This is a genomic window from Bradyrhizobium cedriense, assembly GCF_054602315.1.
Genome location: NZ_JBTSWB010000008.1, coordinates 237061 through 256036, shown reverse-complemented (window position 1 = coordinate 256036; position 18976 = coordinate 237061). Strand labels below are relative to the sequence as shown.

The 18976-nt window shown below is 64.6% G+C and carries 17 protein-coding genes; 14 read left to right on the top strand and 3 right to left on the bottom strand.

Going from position 1 to position 18976, the window contains the following annotated elements; genetic code table 11:
• The first annotated feature begins 49 nt into the window (after positions 1-49).
• The 10 genes from tsf (at position 50) to fabZ (ending at position 10779) form a co-directional block, all read left to right on the top strand.
• Entirely contained in the window at positions 50-973 is a 924-nt protein-coding gene (gene tsf / locus ACYCVF_RS29065) for a translation elongation factor Ts (RefSeq protein WP_459595456.1), read from the top strand.
• Between the two features lie 60 nt (positions 974-1033).
• Positions 1034-1750 carry a UMP kinase gene (gene pyrH / locus ACYCVF_RS29060; protein ID WP_459595457.1) on the top strand — a complete coding sequence of 239 codons (717 nt, stop codon included), beginning with the start codon at positions 1034-1036 and terminating at the stop codon, positions 1748-1750.
• A 66-nt stretch (positions 1751-1816) separates the two neighbouring features.
• Positions 1817-2380 (top strand): ribosome recycling factor, encoded by a 564-nt coding sequence (frr, locus tag ACYCVF_RS29055; RefSeq protein WP_061028047.1) that lies wholly within the window; start codon positions 1817-1819, stop codon positions 2378-2380.
• Between the two features lie 10 nt (positions 2381-2390).
• Entirely contained in the window at positions 2391-3149 is a 759-nt protein-coding gene (locus tag ACYCVF_RS29050; RefSeq protein WP_459595458.1) for an isoprenyl transferase, read from the top strand.
• Positions 3146-3988 carry a phosphatidate cytidylyltransferase gene (locus ACYCVF_RS29045; protein WP_459595459.1) on the top strand — a complete coding sequence of 281 codons (843 nt, stop codon included), beginning with the start codon at positions 3146-3148 and terminating at the stop codon, positions 3986-3988. Before ACYCVF_RS29050 ends, ACYCVF_RS29045 begins: the two co-directional genes overlap by 4 nt.
• 4 nt (positions 3989-3992) lie before the next feature.
• Positions 3993-5216, top strand: a complete 1224-nt coding sequence (gene dxr / locus ACYCVF_RS29040) for a 1-deoxy-D-xylulose-5-phosphate reductoisomerase (protein ID WP_459595460.1) — start codon at positions 3993-3995, stop codon at positions 5214-5216.
• 44 nt (positions 5217-5260) lie between these two features.
• A complete protein-coding gene (gene rseP, locus ACYCVF_RS29035; RefSeq protein WP_459595461.1) occupies positions 5261-6412 on the top strand; it encodes an RIP metalloprotease RseP in 1152 nt (383 codons plus the stop codon).
• 175 nt (positions 6413-6587) lie between these two features.
• Positions 6588-9128, top strand: coding sequence for an outer membrane protein assembly factor BamA (bamA, locus tag ACYCVF_RS29030; protein ID WP_459595462.1), 2541 nt, complete (start codon positions 6588-6590; stop codon positions 9126-9128).
• A 125-nt stretch (positions 9129-9253) separates the two neighbouring features.
• The gene (lpxD, locus tag ACYCVF_RS29025; RefSeq protein WP_459595463.1) at positions 9254-10321 is read left to right on the top strand and encodes a UDP-3-O-(3-hydroxymyristoyl)glucosamine N-acyltransferase; all 1068 of its coding nucleotides are present in this window, start codon (positions 9254-9256) and stop codon (positions 10319-10321) included.
• The gene (gene fabZ / locus ACYCVF_RS29020; protein WP_024341283.1) at positions 10318-10779 is read left to right on the top strand and encodes a 3-hydroxyacyl-ACP dehydratase FabZ; all 462 of its coding nucleotides are present in this window, start codon (positions 10318-10320) and stop codon (positions 10777-10779) included. The genes lpxD and fabZ overlap by 4 nt, the downstream gene beginning before the upstream one ends.
• 5 nt (positions 10780-10784) lie before the next feature.
• On the opposite strand, the gene ACYCVF_RS29015 is transcribed toward fabZ, so the two are convergent.
• Complete coding sequence (locus tag ACYCVF_RS29015) at positions 10785-11108, bottom strand: KTSC domain-containing protein (RefSeq protein WP_459596441.1); 324 nt, start codon at positions 11106-11108, stop codon at positions 10785-10787.
• Positions 11109-11285: 177 nt separating this feature from the next.
• Between ACYCVF_RS29015 and lpxA the strand changes: the two genes are divergently transcribed.
• From lpxA to lpxB, 3 genes are read left to right on the top strand one after another with little or no spacing between them, the layout of a single operon-like run.
• Complete coding sequence (lpxA, locus tag ACYCVF_RS29010) at positions 11286-12077, top strand: acyl-ACP--UDP-N-acetylglucosamine O-acyltransferase (RefSeq protein WP_459595464.1); 792 nt, start codon at positions 11286-11288, stop codon at positions 12075-12077.
• Positions 12078-12096: 19 nt separating this feature from the next.
• Positions 12097-12954 carry an LpxI family protein gene (locus ACYCVF_RS29005; RefSeq protein WP_459596442.1) on the top strand — a complete coding sequence of 286 codons (858 nt, stop codon included), beginning with the start codon at positions 12097-12099 and terminating at the stop codon, positions 12952-12954.
• Positions 12951-14129 carry a lipid-A-disaccharide synthase gene (lpxB, locus tag ACYCVF_RS29000; protein WP_459595465.1) on the top strand — a complete coding sequence of 393 codons (1179 nt, stop codon included), beginning with the start codon at positions 12951-12953 and terminating at the stop codon, positions 14127-14129. The genes ACYCVF_RS29005 and lpxB overlap by 4 nt, the downstream gene beginning before the upstream one ends.
• Before the next feature lie 147 nt (positions 14130-14276).
• Here lpxB and gltA read toward each other — a convergent pair whose 3' ends face one another.
• Together gltA and gltX are read right to left on the bottom strand one after the other, a co-directional pair.
• Positions 14277-15581 (bottom strand): citrate synthase, encoded by a 1305-nt coding sequence (gltA, locus tag ACYCVF_RS28995; protein WP_459595466.1) that lies wholly within the window; start codon positions 15579-15581, stop codon positions 14277-14279.
• A 143-nt stretch (positions 15582-15724) separates the two neighbouring features.
• Positions 15725-17152 carry a glutamate--tRNA ligase gene (gene gltX / locus ACYCVF_RS28990; RefSeq protein ID WP_459595467.1) on the bottom strand — a complete coding sequence of 476 codons (1428 nt, stop codon included), beginning with the start codon at positions 17150-17152 and terminating at the stop codon, positions 15725-15727.
• A gap of 143 nt (positions 17153-17295) precedes the next feature.
• Here gltX and ACYCVF_RS28985 point away from each other — a divergent pair, with 143 nt between their 5' ends.
• Complete coding sequence (locus tag ACYCVF_RS28985; protein WP_459595468.1) at positions 17296-18972, top strand: glutamine--tRNA ligase/YqeY domain fusion protein; 1677 nt, start codon at positions 17296-17298, stop codon at positions 18970-18972.
• Positions 18973-18976 lie beyond the last annotated feature (4 nt).

Below are 18976 nucleotides of genomic sequence, written 5' to 3'. Positions count from 1 at the left end.
CTTCGATGCCGCGCCGCGGCAAACCGGCAGGCACAAAGGATTTTCAACGATGGCAACGATCACTGCTGCGATGGTCAAGGATCTGCGCGAATCGACCGGCGCAGGCATGATGGACTGCAAGGCCGCGCTGACCGAGAACGACGGCAACATGGAAGCGGCGCAGGATTGGCTGCGCAAGAAGGGCTTGTCCAAGGCCGCCAAGAAGTCGGGCCGCGTCGCGGCCGAGGGGCTGATCGGCGCGCTCACCAAGGGCACCAAGGGCGTCGTGGTCGAGGTCAACTCCGAGACCGACTTCGTCGCGCGCAACGGCCAGTTCCAGGGGCTGGTCAAGATGATCGCCCAGGTCGCGTTCGATGCCGGCGCCGATGTCGAGAAGATCAAGGCTGCCAAGGTCGGCGACGTCACGATCGAAACCGCCGTCAATGATGCGATCGCCACCATCGGCGAGAACATGACGCTGCGCCGCGCCGCCCAGCTCGAAGTGAGCCAGGGCGTGGTCTCGCATTACGTCCACGGGGCCGTCATCGACGGCGCCGGCAAGATGGGCGTGATCGTGGCGCTGGAATCGCCGGGCAAGGCTGACGAGCTCGCCGCACTCGGCCGTCAGATCGCAATGCATGTCGCGGCCGCCAACCCGCTGGCGCTCGATCCGTCCGGCCTCGATCCGGCCGTGGTCAAGCGCGAGAAGGACGTGCTCGCCGACAAATACCGTCAGCAGGGCAAGCCCGAGAACGTGATCGAGAAGATCGTCGAGTCCGGGCTCAAGACCTACTACAAGGAAGTCTGCCTGCTCGAGCAGGCCTTCATCCACGACACCGGCAAGTCGGTGGCGCAGGCGGTGAAGGAGGCCGAGGGCAAGGTCGGCGGCGCCGTGAAGATCGCGGGCTTTGTGCGCTATGCTCTCGGCGAGGGAATCGAGAAGCAGGAAAGCGACTTTGCGGCCGAGGTCGCCGCGGCCAGCGGCAAGAAGTAAGCGCCGGAACGTTCCTTCCGGCGTGCCGCCGGAAGCGGCGCCCGGACAAGGAAGGTGCTCATGACTGATCCGGTCTATCGTCGCGTCGTGATCAAGCTGTCCGGCGAATATCTCGCGGGACAGCAGGGCTTTGGCATCGATCAGCCGACCGTGGACCGGGTTGCGGACGATTTGATCGCCGCCCGCCATCTCGGTACCGAGGTCGCGGTCGTGATCGGCGGCGGCAACATGGTCCGCGGCGTCGAGGTCTCCTCCCGCGGGGTGTCTCGGACGACTGGCGACACCATGGGCATGCTCGCCACCGTGATGAACTGCCTCGCGCTGGAAGCGGCGATCGAGCGCAAGGGCACACCGGCGCGGACGCTGTCGGCCTTCGTCATGCCCGAGATTTCCGAGCTGTTCACCCGCACTGCGGCACACAAATACCTGGCCGAAGGCCGGATCGTGCTGCTCGGCGGCGGAACCGGCAATCCGTTCTTCACCACCGATACGACCGCGGTGCTGCGTGCCGCCGAGATCGGCGCCCAGGCGGTCCTGAAGGCGACCAATGTCGACGGAGTCTACTCGGCAGATCCGAAGAAGGATCCGACCGCCACGCGGTTCGACCGCCTGTCGCATTCGCAGGCGATCGAGGGCGGCTACAAGGTGATGGATGCGACCGCCTTCGCGCTTGCCCGCGAGACATCGCTGCCTATCATCGTATTCTCGATCGCGGAGCCGGGGTCGATCGGCGCGATTCTGCGTGGCGTCGGCCACGGAACCATCGTCGCCGGCTGACGGCCCGTCCGGCTTGCCCGAGGGAAGGGCGCGGAGCGGTCGCCGGGATTTTGAAGGAGGAACGTGATGGCCACGGGTAATTTCGACCTGAACGAACTGAAGCGCCGCATGCAGGGCGCCGTCCAGTCCCTCAAGCACGAGCTCGGCGGCCTGCGCACCGGCCGCGCCTCCGCCTCGATGCTCGATCCGGTGCAGGTCGAGGCCTATGGCAGCCACATGCCCCTCAATCAGCTCGCCACCGTCAGCGTGCCGGAGCCGCGCCTGATCTCGGTGCAGGTCTGGGACAAGTCGATGGTCAAGGCCGTGGAGAAGGCGATCGTCGATTCCAATCTCGGCCTGTCGCCGGCGACCGAGGGCCAGGTGCTGCGCCTGCGCATCCCCGAGCTCAACGAGGAGCGGCGCAAGGAGCTGGTGAAGGTCGCGCACAAATACGCCGAAGCCGCCAAGGTCGCCGCGCGCCACGTCCGCCGCGACGGTCTCGACGTGCTCAAGAAGCTCGAGAAGAATCACGAGATGTCGGAGGACGATCAGAAGCGTCACGCCGACGAGGTGCAGAAGGCGACCGACGGTACCATCGCCGAGATCGACCAGCTGCTGGCCGCCAAGGAAAAAGAAATCCTCACCGTCTAAGGCTGCCTCCATGTCCAACGCCGCCGCGCCAGCAACGGAAGGACCCGACCGGTCCGAGGCGCCTGCGCATGTCGCCATCATCATGGATGGCAACGGGCGTTGGGCAGCCGCGCGCGGCCTGCCGCGTGCGGAAGGACATCGCCGCGGTGTGGACGCGCTGCGCCGCGTGGTGCGCGCCTCGCACGAGCTCGGCATTCGCTATCTCACCATCTTCTCGTTCTCTTCGGAGAACTGGTCGCGCCCGGCGAGCGAGATCGGCGACCTGTTCGGCCTGCTGCGGCGCTTCATCCGCAACGATCTGGCGAGCTTGCATCGTGACGGCGTCAAGGTCCGCATCATCGGCGAGCGCGAGGGGCTCGAGAGCGACATCTGCGCGCTCCTCAACGAGGCCGAGGAGCTGACACGCGACAACACGCGCCTGACGCTCGTCGTCGCCTTCAACTACGGCTCACGGCAGGAGATCGCGAAAGCGGCGCAGAAGCTCGCCCGCGAGGTCGCGGAGGGCAGGCGGGATCCTGCCACGATCGACGCCGAGACGCTCGGCACGTATCTCGACGCGCCCGACATTCCCGACCCCGATCTCATCATCCGCACCAGCGGCGAGCAGCGTCTGTCCAACTTCCTGATGTGGCAGGCCGCCTATAGCGAACTCGTGTTCGTGCCGATCCACTGGCCCGACTTCGACAAGGCTGCGCTGGAAGGCGCAATCGCCGAATTTGCCAGGCGCGAGCGTCGTTTCGGCGGCCTGGTCGCGAAAACCGCCTCGTGAACGAACCCGATGCCGCACCGGCAGGCTCGCAGCCTGCCCCGAGCAATCTCGTGCTGCGAGTCCTCGCAGCGCTGGTGCTGGCGCCGCTTACCATTGCGATCGCCTATGTCGGCGGCTGGCTGTGGGCGCTTCTCGTCACTCTGGTCTCGATCGGCCTGTTTGCGGAATGGCTGATGGTGGTGGGCGCGGCATCGGCCGCGCTGACCGGGGCAGGGACGGTCGTCATCGCCATGATGGGGGCCGCCGTCGCTTTTGGCGCGCTCAAGACGGCCGTCATCACGGGCCTCATCGGCGGCGCGATCGTGACGCTGATCGCGCGGGGCAAGTTCTTGTGGGCAGCGACCGGCTTCGCCTATGCGGCGGCGGCGCTGCTGGCGGCGATCCTGGTGCGGAAGGATCTCGTCAATGGTTTCTCCGCGCTGATGTTCGTGCTGCTGGTGGTGTGGGCGACCGATATCGGCGGCTATTTCGCCGGCCGCAGCATCGGCGGACCGAAACTATGGCCGCGCGTGAGCCCGAAGAAGACCTGGGCGGGTGCACTCGGCGGCTTTATCGCAAGCCTCCTGGTTGCGGTGGGCTTTGCGGCCTGCGGCTTTGGAAAGCTGGCACCATTGCTGCTCGTCAGCGCCATACTATCGGTGGTATCGGCATTGGGCGATCTGTTCGAATCCGCAGTGAAGCGGCGCTTCGGTGTCAAGGATTCCAGTCACTTAATTCCAGGCCATGGCGGGCTTATGGACCGTCTGGACGGTTTTGTCGTCGCCATCCTGGCGGCCTGGATTATCGGCTTTCTCCGCCATGGTGTGCATAGCGCCGGAAGCGGTCTTATGGTTTGGTGAGGATATGAGCGCGGTCCCATTGCGTAACAACAGGCTTGCGGCGTCCGACGTCCGCAGCGTCACGGTTCTCGGCGCCACCGGCTCGATCGGCGACAGCACGATGGACCTGCTGCGTGCCTCGCCCGAGCGCTATCGCGTCGAGGCGCTGACGGCGAACGGCAACGTCGCAGCGCTGGCCAAGCTCGCCAAGGAATTCTCCGCACGCTTTGTGGCGATCGCCGATACCTCCAAGCTCGCCGAGCTCAAGGCCGCACTGGCGGGCACCAGCACCGAATGCGGCGCAGGCGAAAGCGCGGTGATCGAGGCCGGCGCGCGTCCGGCCGACTGGGTGATGGCGGCCGTGAGCGGCGCTGCCGGATTGAAGCCGGCCCTGGCGGCTGTCGATCGCGGGGCCCATGTCGCGCTTGCCAACAAGGAGTGCCTGGTCTGTGCTGGCGATTTCTTCATGCAGCGTGCGGCAAAAGCGGGCGCCTGCATCCTGCCGGCCGATTCCGAGCACAATGCGCTGTTCCAGGCGCTGAGCTCAGGCAATCGCGACGAACTCGTCCGCGTGATCATCACCGCCTCCGGCGGCCCGTTCCGGACCTGGAAGCCTGCCGACATCGAGCAGGCGACGCTCGAACAGGCCCTGAAGCATCCGAACTGGAGCATGGGCCAGAAGATCACGATCGATTCCGCCTCGATGATGAACAAGGGACTCGAGGTGATCGAGGCGTCCTATCTGTTCGCGCTCGCCCCGGACGAGATCGACGTGCTCGTTCATCCGCAGTCGATCATCCACGGCATGGTCGAGTTTTCCGACTGCTCGGTGGTGGCCCAGCTCGGCGCGCCCGACATGCGCACGCCGATCGCGCACTGCCTCGGCTGGCCCGATCGCATCAAGGGGCCAGCGGCGAAGCTGGACCTTGCCAAGATCGGCCAGCTGACTTTCGAAGCGCCGGACTTCCAGCGTTTCCCTGGACTTCGGCTGGCCTACGAATCGCTGCGGACCGGGAAGGGGGCGACAACGGTCTACAACGCCGCCAACGAGGTCGCGGTCGCCGCCTTCATCGCCGGCAAGATACGGTTCGGCGCCATCGCCCGGCTGGTCGAGGCGACCCTCGAAGATTGGATCAAAGGCGGTAACCAGGCGCCCCTGACGTCCGCCGACGATGCAATCTCTGTTGACCATGTTGCTCGAAATAGAGCTGCCGCCCTATTGCCTCAAATTGCCTTAAAGGCATCCTAGTTGGTTCGGGGCCAGGGCCTTGCGGCGCTGGGTGAGGGAAATCGATGATCGACTTTTTTGTCCATAGTTTCAATACGTTGAGCCATGGGCTCCTCGGCTACGCGGTTCCCTTCCTTTTCGTCCTGACCATCGTCGTGTTCTTCCACGAGCTCGGCCATTTCCTGGTCGCGCGCTGGGCGGGCGTTCGGGTGCTGACCTTTTCGCTCGGTTTCGGACCTGAGCTGGTTGGTTTCAACGACCGCCATGGCACCCGCTGGAAGATCTCGGCAATCCCGCTCGGTGGCTATGTCAAGTTCTTCGGCGACGAGAGCGAGGCCTCGACCCCCTCGAGCCAGACGCTCGCGGCCATGACGGCCGAAGAGCGCGCCGGCAGCTTCCACCACAAGAAGGTCGGCCCGCGTGCGGCCATCGTCGCGGCCGGACCGATCGCCAATTTCATCCTGGGGGCGCTGATCTTCGCCGGTATGGCCCTCTACTACGGCAAGCCGAGCACGATCGCGCGTGTCGACGGTGTCGTCGCCGATGGCGCGGCGGCTGCGGCCGGCTTCAAGATCGGGGACATCGTCGTCCAGATCGACGGCAAGCCGATCGAGAGCTTTGCCGACATGCAGCGAATCGTTGCGATGAACGCGGGTTCGACGCTTACCTTCCAGGTGAAGCGCGACGGCGCCATCGTCTCGCTGACCGCAACTCCGGCGCTGCTCGAGCGCAAGGATCCGTTCGGCAACAGCCACCGTCTCGGCGTGCTCGGCATCGAGCACAAGTCGCAGGCCGGGGAGGCCTCGACCGCGCCGGTCGGCGTCGGTGAAGCGCTCAAGATCGGGGTCGAGCAGGTCTGGTTCATCATCACCAGCACGTTCAAGTTCCTTGGCTCGCTGTTCGTCGGACAGGGCAATCCGAACGAGGTCAGCGGCGTCCTGGGAATCGCGAAGATGTCAGGGCAGGCGGCCAGCGCCGGGTTCCAGTTCGTGATCAATCTGTGTGCGGTGCTATCGGTCTCGATCGGCCTGTTGAACCTGTTCCCGATCCCGCTGCTCGATGGCGGCCACCTTATGTTCTATGCGGCCGAGGTGGTCCGTGGCCGGCCCCTGTCCGAGCGAACCCAGGAGATGGGGTTCCGAATCGGGCTCGGCCTGGTGCTGATGTTGATGGTGTTCGCGACCTACAACGACATCCTGCGAATGGCCGCTTCCTGATAGGGGCTTTTTTGTGGCGTTGCTGTTCAGCAACGTCTTGGAATGAAATTGAAATCACGGCGCTTTCGGCCGTTTGCGGCGTCGACGAAATTGGCTACAAGCGGCCTGAACTTGGGGAATCTCCGGACCGGCGTTGGGGTTGGTCTGGCACGGAATGATAAGGGCGCGTTGCGCGATGAAGTTTGGACTGCGACTCCGGGGGGGCTTGCTCGCAACCCTGATCATGTTCGGCGCGCCGATTGTTGCCCCGGTCGGGGCTGTTTTCGTGTCTTCGTCTGCGCTCGCCCAGACCGTTCAGTCGATTGCCGTCGAAGGAAATCGCCGCGTCGAGGTGGAGACGATCCGCTCCTATTTCAAGCCGGGTCCGGGCGGCCGCCTGGATCAGGGCGCCATCGACGACGGCCTCAAGGCGTTGATCGAGACTGGCCTGTTCCAGGACGTCAGGATCAACCGCGGCGCCGGCGGCCAGCTCATCGTCTCCGTGGTGGAAAACCCGGTGATCGGGCGCGTCGCCTTCGAGGGCAACAAGAAGATCAAGGACGAGCAGCTCACCGTTGAAGTTCAGTCCAAGGCGCGCGGTACCTTCTCCCGCGCCATGGTGCAGTCCGACACACTGCGAATCGCCGAAATCTATCGCCGCTCGGGCCGCTATGACGTGCGCGTCACGCCCGAGATCATCGAGCAGCCGAACAATCGCGTCGACCTGATCTTCACCGTCGAGGAGGGCGCCAAGACCGGCGTCAAGTCGATCGAGTTCGTCGGTAACAACGCGTTTTCGTCCTACCGCCTGCGCGACGTCATCAAGACGCGCGAATCGAACCTGTTGAGCTTCCTTGCCAGCGGCGACATCTACGATCCCGACCGCGTCGAAGCCGACCGCGACCTGATTCGCCGTTTCTATCTCAAGAACGGTTTCGCCGACGTCCAGGTGGTGGCTGCACTCACCGAATACGATCCGGAGAAGAAGGGCTTCAACGTCACCTTCAAGATCGAGGAAGGCGCGCAGTATCGCGTCGGCGCGGTCGACTTCCGCTCCAGCATTCCGAACTTCGATCCGTCTTCGATGCGCACCTATTCGCGCGTCCATGCCGGCTCGCTCTACAACGTCGAATCGGTCGAGAAGTCGGTCGAGGAGATGCAGATCGAGGCCTCGCGTCGCGGCTATGCCTTCGCCGTGGTACGGCCCGGCGGCGACCGCAATTTCGAAGCACACACAGTGTCCGTCGTTTTCAACATCGACGAAGGCCCTCGCACCTATATCGAGCGCATCAACCTGCGCGGCAACACCCGTACGCGCGACTACGTGATCCGCCGCGAGTTCGACATCTCGGAAGGAGATGCCTACAACCGCGCGCTGGTCGATCGTGCCGAACGGCGCCTGAAGAACCTCGACTACTTCAAGAGCGTGAAGATCACGACCGAGCCTGGCTCATCGAGCGACCGGGTCATCCTGGTCGTCGACATGGAAGAGAAATCGACCGGCGACTTCTCGATCTCGGGCGGCTACTCCACGACCGACGGCGCGCTGGCCGAAGTCTCGGTCTCCGAGCGCAATCTGCTCGGCCGCGGCCTGTTCGCCAAGGCCTCGGTGACCTACGGCCAGTACGCACGCGGCTACTCGCTGTCGTTCGTCGAGCCGTATCTGCTCGATTACCGCGTCGCGCTCGGCCTCGACCTCTACCAGCGCCAGCAGCTATCCAACAGCTACATTTCCTACGGCACCAAGACGCTCGGCTTCGCGCCGCGCCTCGGCTTCTCGCTCCGCGAAGATCTGGCGCTCCAGCTGCGTTACTCGATCTACCAGCAGGAAATCACGCTGCCGAGCTACCTGGCGAACTGTAATAATGTCGTCGGTTCATCGGCGTTTAATCCCAGCCCGGCCTTCTCGGCTGCCACTGGTATTCCTCTGGATCCGTCCACCAACGGCCTCGGCTGCTACAACGACGGTGAGGCCTCGCTGCCGGTGCGCAAGGAGCTTGCCAATGGCAAGACCCTGACCTCGGCGCTCGGCTATACGCTGACCTACAACACGCTCGACAACAACAAGAACCCCACCGATGGTCTGCTCGTCGACTTCCGGCAGGATTTCGCCGGCGTCGGCGGCGACGTCTCCTACCTGAAGTCCGTCATCGACGCGAAGTACTATGCTCCGCTGGTGTCCGACATCGTCGGCCTCATACGCCTGCAGAGCGGCATGCTGAACAAGGTCGGCAGCGATCTGCGCATGCTCGATCACTTCCAGATGGGCCCGAATCTCGTCCGCGGCTTTGCCCCGAACGGCATCGGCCCGCGCGACCTGAACCCCTTCGGTACGCAGGACGCGCTCGGCGGCACCAAGTACTGGGGTGCTTCGTTCGAATTGCAGATGCCGTTCTGGTTCCTGCCGAAGGAAGTGGGTCTGAAGGGTGCTGTCTATGCCGACGCCGGCGGCCTCTACGACTATCAAGGACCGACCAGCTGGGCGTTTAACGGCGTCTCAGGCACCAACGAGGTCAACGCGCCTGGCTGTATTCCGTCGACGGTCAATCCAGCGAGCACGGGCACCTGCACCGGCCTCGTGTACGACGACAGCAAGGTCGTTCGCTCGTCGGTCGGTGTCGGCCTGATCTGGCAGTCGCCGTTCGGACCGCTGCGCTTCGACTACGCCGTGCCGCTCAGCAAGGGCAAGTACGACCGCACGCAGGAGTTCCGGTTCGGCGGCGGCACCACGTTCTAAGTTGATCAGCACGGTACGATCCGGATCGCTGGAGCCGGTTTCCGAAAGGGATCGTGCCAATCCAAGACATGAGGCATGATGCGGTCTGACCGCTTCATGCCGAAGCCGGACCGCGACGGGGTGGAATGGCGCAGCCGATCTTCTTCACAAAGCCGCCTGCCACAGCGCTGGCCGAAATTGCCACGCTGACCAAGGCGCAACTGGTTGACCCCGCGAGGGGCCGCCACGTCATCACGGGTCTGGCGTCGCTGGACGAAGCGGGCCCGGCGCATCTGGCGTTCTTCGACAACCTCAAATATGTCGATCAGCTCAAGGCGACCAAGGCGGGTGCCTGTCTGGTCAGTCCGCGTTTCGAGGCCCAGGTGCCCGCGCATGTGGCCGTGCTGAGGGTGGCGCAGCCATTTCGCGCCTTCGTCAGGATCGCGCGGGAGTGGCACGGCGACGCGCTCAGGCCGCAATCCTGGGTCGGCAACGACAGAATCGCGCCGTCGGCCATCATCGACCCCACGGCGCGGCTCGAGGACGGCGTGATCGTAGACCCCCTGGCCGTGATCGGCGCGGACGTCGAGATCGGCGCCGGTACCGTGATCGGCGTAGGAGCGGTGATCGGCCCCGGCGTCAAGATCGGCCGGGACTGCAATGTCGGCGCCCGCACGGCGATCCAGTGCGCCCTGATCGGCAACAATGTGCTGATCCACCCCGGTTGCTCGATCGGCCAGGACGGCTACGGCTTCATCTTCTTCGGTCCCGAGGGCCATGTGAAGGTGCCGCAGACCGGTCGGGTGCTGATCCAGAACGACGTCGAGGTCGGCGCCAACACCACCATCGATCGGGGTTCCTTGCGGGACACCGTGATCGGCGAGGGGACCAAAATCGACAATCAGGTCCAGATCGGCCACAATGTGACGATCGGCCGGCACTGCCTGCTGGCGGCCCAGATCGGCCTCGCGGGCAGCCTGACCATCGGCGACAACGTGGCGCTGGGAGCAAAGGTTGGAATCAACAATCACCTCAAGATCGGCGACGGGGCCCAGGTCACCGCGATGAGCGGCGTCAAGGACGACATCCCGCCGAACGGTCGCTGGGGCGGATTTTTTGCCAAACCGACCAAGCAGTGGTTCAAGGAAATCATCGCGGTGGAGCGCCTGGTACGCGACAGCAAGGCCGATGCGAAGGACGAGGGACGGGAATGACGGCGGAATCACCTGTTAAGTTCGAGCTGGTGGATATCAACGCGATCCTCCAGACCCTGCCGCATCGCTTTCCAATGCTGCTGATCGATCGCGTGATCAACATCCGCGCCGATTACAGCGGCATCGGCATCAAGAACGTCACCTTCAACGAACCGGCATTCCAGGGGCATTTCCCCGAGCGTCCGGTCTACCCGGGCGTCATGATGATCGAGGCGATGGCGCAGACCGCGGGCGTGATCGGCATCAAGTCGGTCGAAGGCACCGAGAAGCCGCGGGCGGTCTATTTCCTCACCATCGACAAGTGCAAGTTTCGCAAGCCGGTGCTGCCCGGCGATACCATCGAATATCACATGCGCTCGCTCGGCCGCCGCAAGGCCATGTGGTGGTTTCACGGCGATGCCAAGGTCAACGGGCAGGTCGTCGCGGAAGCCGATGTCGGCGCCATGTTGACGGACTGAGCGGCTTACGCGCCGCAATCGTAACGGCGGCCCGCGGCGGCACCCTCGATGGTCCGGTTGAAGAAGTGGCCCATGGACGGCGCGCCCAGAAGGCGATCGACCGTGTCAGGCGTCACGCCGCAATAGCGGTCATAGGCGCCGTTCGTTGCGATGACGAGGTCCTGCCGCGCACGATCGTAGCAGACCCGCTGAACCACCGTGCTCCGCGTGATGTCCCGGCACTCGAACGTTCCGAGATCGATGAGGTGCCGCGCCCGGGTCTCGACCGTCTCGGAGACGACAGGAGCTGCCGCCAGCTGTGCAAGCAGAAGTGCCAGGGTCCTGACCACGATAACCTCGAGCTTCGCATGAACACGTTGAAGGCCCGGACGGGCGGCCTCATCCGGCACCTGAAACACGCCGAGATGATACGTCACTGGACAGATCGGGCATAGTCGCGCTAACCACCCGAAAACCAAGCGACTTCAATACATAACCAGACATTCTTGACGAGTAAGATTGGCTTGATGAGCAAGATTGATCCCACCGCACGGGTCGCGGACGGCGCCGTGATCGGCGAGGGCACCGAGATCGGACCCTATTGCATCATCGGCCCCAATGTCGTGATCGGCGCGAACTGCAAGCTGATCGGGCAGGCCACAATCATCGGTCATACCTCGATCGGGGACGGCTGCGTGATTTCGCCATTCGCGGTGCTCGGCGGTGCCCCCCAGGATCTCAGCTACAAGGGCGAGCCGACCCGGCTCGAGGTCGGCTCGGGCTGCACCATCCGGGAAGGTGCGACGATGAACGTCGGCACCATCAAGGGCGGCGGACTGACGCGCGTCGGCAGCGGCGGCTACTTCATGAACAACAGCCATGTCGGGCATGACTGCATGGTCGGCGACGACGTGATCTTCGCGACTTCAGCAACACTCGGCGGGCATTGCGAGATCGGTGATGCCGTTTACATCGGCGGCCTGTCTGCGGTGCACCAGTTCACCCGCATCGGCTCCTATGTCATGGTCGGAGGCGTATGCGGTGTGCGCGACGACGTCATCCCGTATGGGCTCGTCAATGGCCAGTACGCGGTGCTGGAAAGCCTCAACCTGATCGGGATGAAGCGGCGCAAGTTCACCAAGCAGCGGCTTGCGACCGTGCGCGCATTCTACCAAAAGCTCTTCCACGGCCCCGGCACCTTCGCAGAGCGCCTGGAGGCGTCCAAGCCGCTCGCCGGCGAAGATCCGGCCATCGCCGAGATCCTCGACTTCATCGGCAAGGGCAAGCGCCCGCTCTGCCTTCCCGCCATCGAGAAATGAGTCGGGGATGGCCGCGGGCATGACATCGGCGGCTTCGGAGATTTCATCGCCGGTTGGCGTGGTCGCCGGCGGCGGCGCGATGCCGTTCGCGGTTGCCGACTCGCTCGCCGCGCGCGGCATCACGCCGGTGCTGTTTCCGCTGCGCGGAGCCTGCGATCCGGCACGGGTGGAGAAATTCCGCCATCGCTGGATCTCGGTCGGCCAGCTCGGCCGCGCGATGCGGCTGTTTCGCGAGGAAGGCTGCCGCGACCTGATCTTCATCGGCACGTTGGTCCGGCCTTCGCTGTCCGAGATCCGTATCGACATCAAGACGCTGCGTCTGCTCGGCAACGTCATCCGCGCCTTCCGCGGCGGCGACGACCATCTGCTGTCAGGTGTCGGCCGCCTCCTCGAGCAGGACGGCTTCCGCATGGTCGGCATCAAGGATGTCGCGCCCGATCTTCTCATGCCCGAGGGCTGCATCAGCCGCGCCTGGCCGAATGACAATGCCAAGACGGACATCGAGCGCGGGCGCGCGGTGCTGACCGCGCTGGGCCCGTTCGACATGGGCCAGGCGGCGGTGGTGATCGATGGCCATGTGGTCGCGGTCGAGGACATCGACGGCACCGACGCGCTGCTCGCGCGCGTCGCGCGGCTGCGCGAGGAGGGCCGCATTCGCACGGCGACGGGACGCGGCGTGCTGGTGAAGGTGCCGAAGAGCGGCCAGGATCTGCGCTTCGACCTGCCGACGATCGGCCCGCGCACCATCGAGGGCGTCGCGGCCGCCGGCCTTGCCGGGATCGCCGTCATCGCCGGCAACACCATCGCCGCCGAGCCGCAGGCGATGATCGCGCTCGCCGACGCGAAATATCTCTTCGTCATCGGCCTGCCGGCGTGATGCCCGATCGCGATCCCGAGAGGAAGATCTTCCTGATCGCCACGGAGGAATCCGGCGACAGGCTCGGCAGCGCCTTGATGAAGGTGCTGCGCCAGCGCCTCGGCGACGGCGTGCAGTTCGTCGGCGTCGGCGGCCGCACCATGGCGCGCGAGGGGCTCGAGAGCCTGTTTCCGATCGAGGAGCTCTCCATCGTCGGCTTCGCCGCGGTGGTGCAGCAACTGCCGAAGATTCTGCGGCTGATCCGCGAGACGGTCGACGCGGTGACCGAGGCCGCGCCCGACGCCCTCGTCATCATCGACAGCCCCGATTTCACCCATCGTGTCGCTCGCCGGGTGCGCTCCCGCAGTCCGGCGATCCCGATCGTCGATTACGTCTCGCCGCAGCTCTGGGCCTGGCGGCCGGGACGTGCGCGGACCATGCTCGGCTATGTCGATCACGTGCTCGGCCTGTTGCCGTTCGAGCCCGAGGAATACCGCAAGCTCGGCGGGCCGCCCTGCAGCTATGTCGGCCATCCCCTGATCGAGCAATTGCCGTCGCTGCGGCCGAACGCGGAGGAGCAGAAACGCCGCGGCGGCGAGCCGCCCGTGCTGCTGGTGCTGCCCGGCAGCCGACGCAGCGAGATCCGGCATCACCTCGACGTGTTCGGTGCGGCTCTCGGCCGGTTGCAGGCGCAGGGGCGCGCGTTCGATCTGATGCTGCCGACCATGCCGCATCTCGAAGCCACCATCCGAGAGGGTATCGCGAACTGGCCGGTCAAGCCGCAAATCGTGATCGGCGAGAACGAGAGGCGCGCTGCCTTCCGCATTGCCCACGCGGCGCTGGCCAAGTCCGGCACGGTGACGCTCGAACTCGCGCTGTCGGGCATTCCGATGGTGACGGCTTATCGCGTCGGCGCGATCGAAGCCTTCATCCTGCGCCGCGCGATCCGCGTCTCCTCGGTAATCCTCGCCAATCTGGTGATCGGTGAGGACGTCATTCCCGAGTATTTGCAGGAGGACTGCAAGCCCGAGAAGCTGGCCCCGGCGCTCGCCGAGCTGCTGACGGATTCGCCGCTGCGCCGGGTGCAGGTGGAGGCGTTCGCCCGGCTCGACCGGATCATGTCTACCGGCAACAAATCGCCGAGCGTGCTTGCCGCCGATATCGTGCTGGCGACGATGCGCAAGGGCCGGCGGTAAGCCGCGGACTGGGTAGGCAAAGCGAGGCGTCCCCCTCTCGCTGGCGAGATGGTCGGCTCGTTTTCGCCTTGTCCAGCTGCAACGTCCTGAAAACGAAAACGGCGCCATCGAGAGATGGCGCCGTGTCGAAAGTCGTTGGCGCGGGACTTACTTGCGATCCTTGATCGGCACGTAATCGCGCTTGGTGACGCCGGTGTAGAGCTGGCGCGGACGGCCGATCTTCTGCTGGGGATCCTCGATCATCTCGCTCCACTGGCTGATCCAGCCGACGGTACGGGCGACCGCGAACAGCACGGTGAACATCGAGACCGGGAAGCCCATCGCCTTCAGCGTGATGCCCGAATAGAAGTCGACGTTCGGATAGAGCTTGCGGTCGATGAAGTACTGATCGCTGAGCGCGATCCTCTCGAGCTCCAGCGCCACCTTCAGCATCGGATCGTCGCCATGGCCGGTCTCCTTGAGCACGGCGTGACACATCTTCTGCATGATCTTGGCGCGCGGATCGTAGTTCTTGTAGACGCGGTGACCGAAGCCCATCAGGCGGACTTCGGAGTTCTTGTCCTTCACCTTGGCGATGAACTCGGGGATCTTGTCGACCGTGCCGATCTCATAGAGCATGTTGAGCGCGGCTTCGTTGGCGCCGCCATGCGCCGGGCCCCAGAGGCAGGCGATGCCCGCCGCGATGCACGCGAACGGGTTGGCGCCGGAGGAGCCGGCGATACGCACCGTCGAGGTCGAGGCGTTCTGCTCGTGGTCGGCGTGAAGGATGAAGATCTTCTCCAGCGCGTCGGCGAGCACCGGGCTGACCTTGTAGTCCTCGCAGGGCACTGCGAAGCACATGTTGAGGAAGTTCTCGGCGAAGCCCAGCGAGTTCTTGGGATAGATGAAGGGCTGGCCGACGGTGTACTTGTAGGCCATCGCCGCCAGGGTCGGGATCTTCGCGATCATGCGCATGGAAGCGATCATGCGCTGCTTCGGATCGTTGATGTCGGTGCTGTCGTGATAGAACGCGGCGAGCGCGCCGACGGCCGCCACCATGATCGCCATCGGATGGGCATCGCGGCGGAAGCCCTGGAAGAAGCGGGCCATCTGCTCGTGCACCATCGTATGATGGGTCACGCGATGATCGAAATCCTTCTTCTGCGCGGCGGTCGGCAGGTTCCCGTAGAGCAGGAGATAGCAGGTCTCCAGGAAGTCGCCATGCTCGGCGAGCTGCTCGATCGGGTAGCCGCGGTATTCCAGAACGCCCGCATCGCCATCGATATAGGTGATCTTGGACTGGCAGCTCGCGGTCGAGGTGAAGCCCGGATCGTAGGTGAACAGGCCGGACTGGCCGTACAGCTTGCCGATATCGATGACATCAGGCCCGACGCTGCCGCTGAGGATCGGAAGATCGTAATTCTTGTTTCCCACCGTCAGCGTGGCGGTCTTGTTGCTTGGTTTTGCGTCCATCGTAGGTCCCCGATGTGTGGTGAAACGGGCGGAGCCGGAGGCCCCTCAGGAGATCATGGGGCGGGCCGGAAGTTCCAGAATGTACGGGGAGATGGGTATATTATTGCTGTGTGCGCTGCAAGATCGCCGCGCGCATGGTCGACTTACGTCGTAGATTGATCCTTGAGCCGGCCCAGGCTTTCCTGGCGTCCCAGGACGTCCAGAACCTCAAATATACCAGGCGACGTCGTCCGCCCGGTGAGTGCCGCCCTGAGCGGCTGGGCGACCGCGCCGAGCTTGAGACCATTTTCCTCGGCAAAGCTGCGCAGCGCGGCTTCGGTGCTGGCGCCGCTCCACGTTTCGACTTTCTCCAGCGCGGAATGAAGCTGGCCGATCAGCTTGCGATTGTCGGCGGTCAGCAGCGCCTGGGCCTTCGCATCGAGCTCCAGCGGCCGGTCGGCGAAGATGAAATAGGCGCCGTCGATCAGCTCGATCAGCGTCTTGGCGCGCTCCTTCAGGGCCGGCATGGCCTTCAGGAGCTGCGCGCGCGTGGCGTCGTTCAGCTTGGCCTTGAGCTGGTCGCGGCTGGGCACGACGTGGTCCAGCACGTCCTCGAACATCATCACGAGTGATTGATCGTCCGCGTGGCGGATGTAGTGACCGTTGAGGTTTTCCAGCTTGGCGAAATCGAAACGGGCAGCGGCGCGGCCGACGCTGGCGAGGTCGAATGCCGCGATCATCTCCTCGGTCGAGAAAATCTCCTGGTCGCCATGGCTCCAGCCGAGGCGCACGAGGTAGTTGCGCAGCGCGGCCGGGAGGTAGCCCATGGCGCGGTAGGCATCGACGCCGAGCGCGCCGTGGCGCTTGGACAGCTTCGAGCCGTCCGGGCCGTGGATCAGCGGGATGTGGGACATGCTCGGCAGCGCCCAGCCCATCGCATCGTAGATCTGCTTCTGGCGCGCGGCGTTGATCAGATGGTCGTCGCCGCGGATCACGTGGGTGACGCCCATGTCGTGGTCGTCGACCACTACGGCGAGCATGTAGGTCGGGTTGCCATCGCCACGCAGCAGGACGAGATCGTCGAGGTTCTCGTTCTGCCAGACCACGCGGCCCTGGACCTGATCCTCGATCACGGTCTCTCCGGTCTGCGGAGCGCGCAGGCGGATGGTGGGCTTCACGTCGCCCGGAGCCGTGGCCGGATCGCGGTCGCGCCACATGCCGTCATAGAGGCGGGTGCGTCCCTCCGCGCGCGCCTTCTCGCGCATGGCGGCGAGCTCTTCGGCGGTGGCGTAGCAGCGGTAGGCCTTGCCGTCGGCGAGCAGCTGCTCGGCAACCTCGCGGTGGCGGGCGGCGCGGGCGAACTGGTAGATGACCTCGCCGTCCCAGCCGAGCTCCAGCCATTTCAGGCCGTCGAGGATGGCAGCGATGGCGGCCTCGGTGGAGCGCTCCCGGTCGGTGTCCTCGATCCGCAGCAGCATCTTGCCGCCGTGCTTCTTGGCATAGAGCCAGTTGAACAGCGCCGTGCGGGCACCCCCGATATGGAGGAAGCCGGTCGGCGAGGGAGCGAAGCGCGTGACGACGGAATCGGACATTCTTGGCAGGGCCTATGCATTGGAGGCGGTGGTATATATCAGGACCGGAGCATAACTAAAGCCCGACGGCGGACATGCTAAGGCTTGGCGCGGCCCAGCGAATTTGGCAGAAGGACCGCTGATTTCCCTACAGGATTTTCGTGATGACAGAACCGGTGGCGACTGAGGTTGGGCGCGATTTCATTCGTGACATCATCCAGGCCGACCTCGATCAGGGCAAGTACAAGGAGATCGTGACCCGGTTCCCGCCGGAGCCGAACGGCTATTTGCATATCGGCCACGCCAAATCGATCGCACTCAATTTCGGCATCGCCCAGGAGTTTCCGGGCCGCTGCCATCTCCGCTTCGACGACACCAATCCGGTCAAGGAAGAGCAGGAATATATCGATTCCATCCAGGCCGACGTGCGCTGGCTCGGCTTCGACTGGGGCAAGAACCTGTTCTTCGCCTCGGACTATTTCGACCGCCTGTATGAATGGGCGGAGCAGCTGATCCGCGACGGGCTTGCCTATGTCGACGACCAGACCCAGGAACAGATCCGCCTCACGCGCGGCACGCTGACCGAGCCCGGCAAGAACTCGTCGTTCCGCGACCGCAGCGTGGAGGAGAATCTCGACCTGTTCCGCCGCATGAAGGCCGGTGAATTCCCGAACGGCGCGCGCGTGCTGCGGGCCAAGATCGACATGGCCGCGGGCAACATCAATCTGCGCGACCCCGTGCTGTACCGCATCCTGCATGCGCATCATCCGCGCACCGGCACCAAGTGGAGCATCTATCCGAGCTACGACTATGCGCATGGGCAGTCGGACGCGATCGAGGGCATCACGCATTCGATCTGCACGCTGGAGTTCGAGGACCACCGGCCGCTCTACGATTGGTTCATCGAGAAGTTGCCGGTGCCGTCCAAGCCGCACCAGTATGAGTTCGCGCGGCTCAACCTGACCTACACGCTGCTGTCCAAGCGCGTGCTGACCCAGCTCGTCCGTGACGGGCATGTCGCGGGCTGGGACGACCCGCGCATGCCGACGATGGCGGGCATGCGCCGCCGCGGTGTGCCGCCGGCCGCGCTGCGCGAGTTCGTCAAGCGCATCGGTGTTGCCAAGGCCAACAGCGTGGTCGATGTCGGCATGCTCGAGTTCTGCATCCGCGAGGAGCTGAACCGCACGGCGCAGCGCCGCATGGCGGTGCTGAAGCCGCTCAAGGTCGTGATCGAGAATTATCCGGAAGGACAGACCGAGGAGCTCGAGGCGATCAACCATCCCGACGATCCCTCTGCCGGCACCCGGAAGATCACGTTCGGTCGCGAGCTCTACATCGAGCAGGACGACTTCATGGAGAACCCGCCGAAGAAGTTCTTCCGCCTGTCGCCGGGCAATGAGGTGCGGCTGCGCTACGCCTATTTCGTCAAGTGCACCGGCGTCATCAAGAATGACAAGGGCGAGGTGGTGGAGCTGCGCTGCACCTACGATCCCGCGACCAAGGGTGGCAACGCGCCCGACGGGCGCAAGGTGAAGGCGACCATGCACTGGCTGCCGGCGGCGGCATCCAGGCCGGCGGAAATCCGCATCTACAACCAGCTGTTCTCGAATCCGAGCCCGGATGCCTCGAACTTCGCGGCCGACCTCAATCCGGACTCGCTGGAGATCCTGTCCGATGCGCGGGTCGAGTCGTCGGTCGCGGAGAACAAATCCATCGAGCCGATGCAGTTCGAGCGCCAGGGCTATTTCGTGCGTGACAAGGACTCGACGCCGGGCAAGCCGGTGTACTCTCGCACCATCGGCCTGCGCGACACGTTCGCCAAGGAAGTCGCGAAAGGTTGATGCG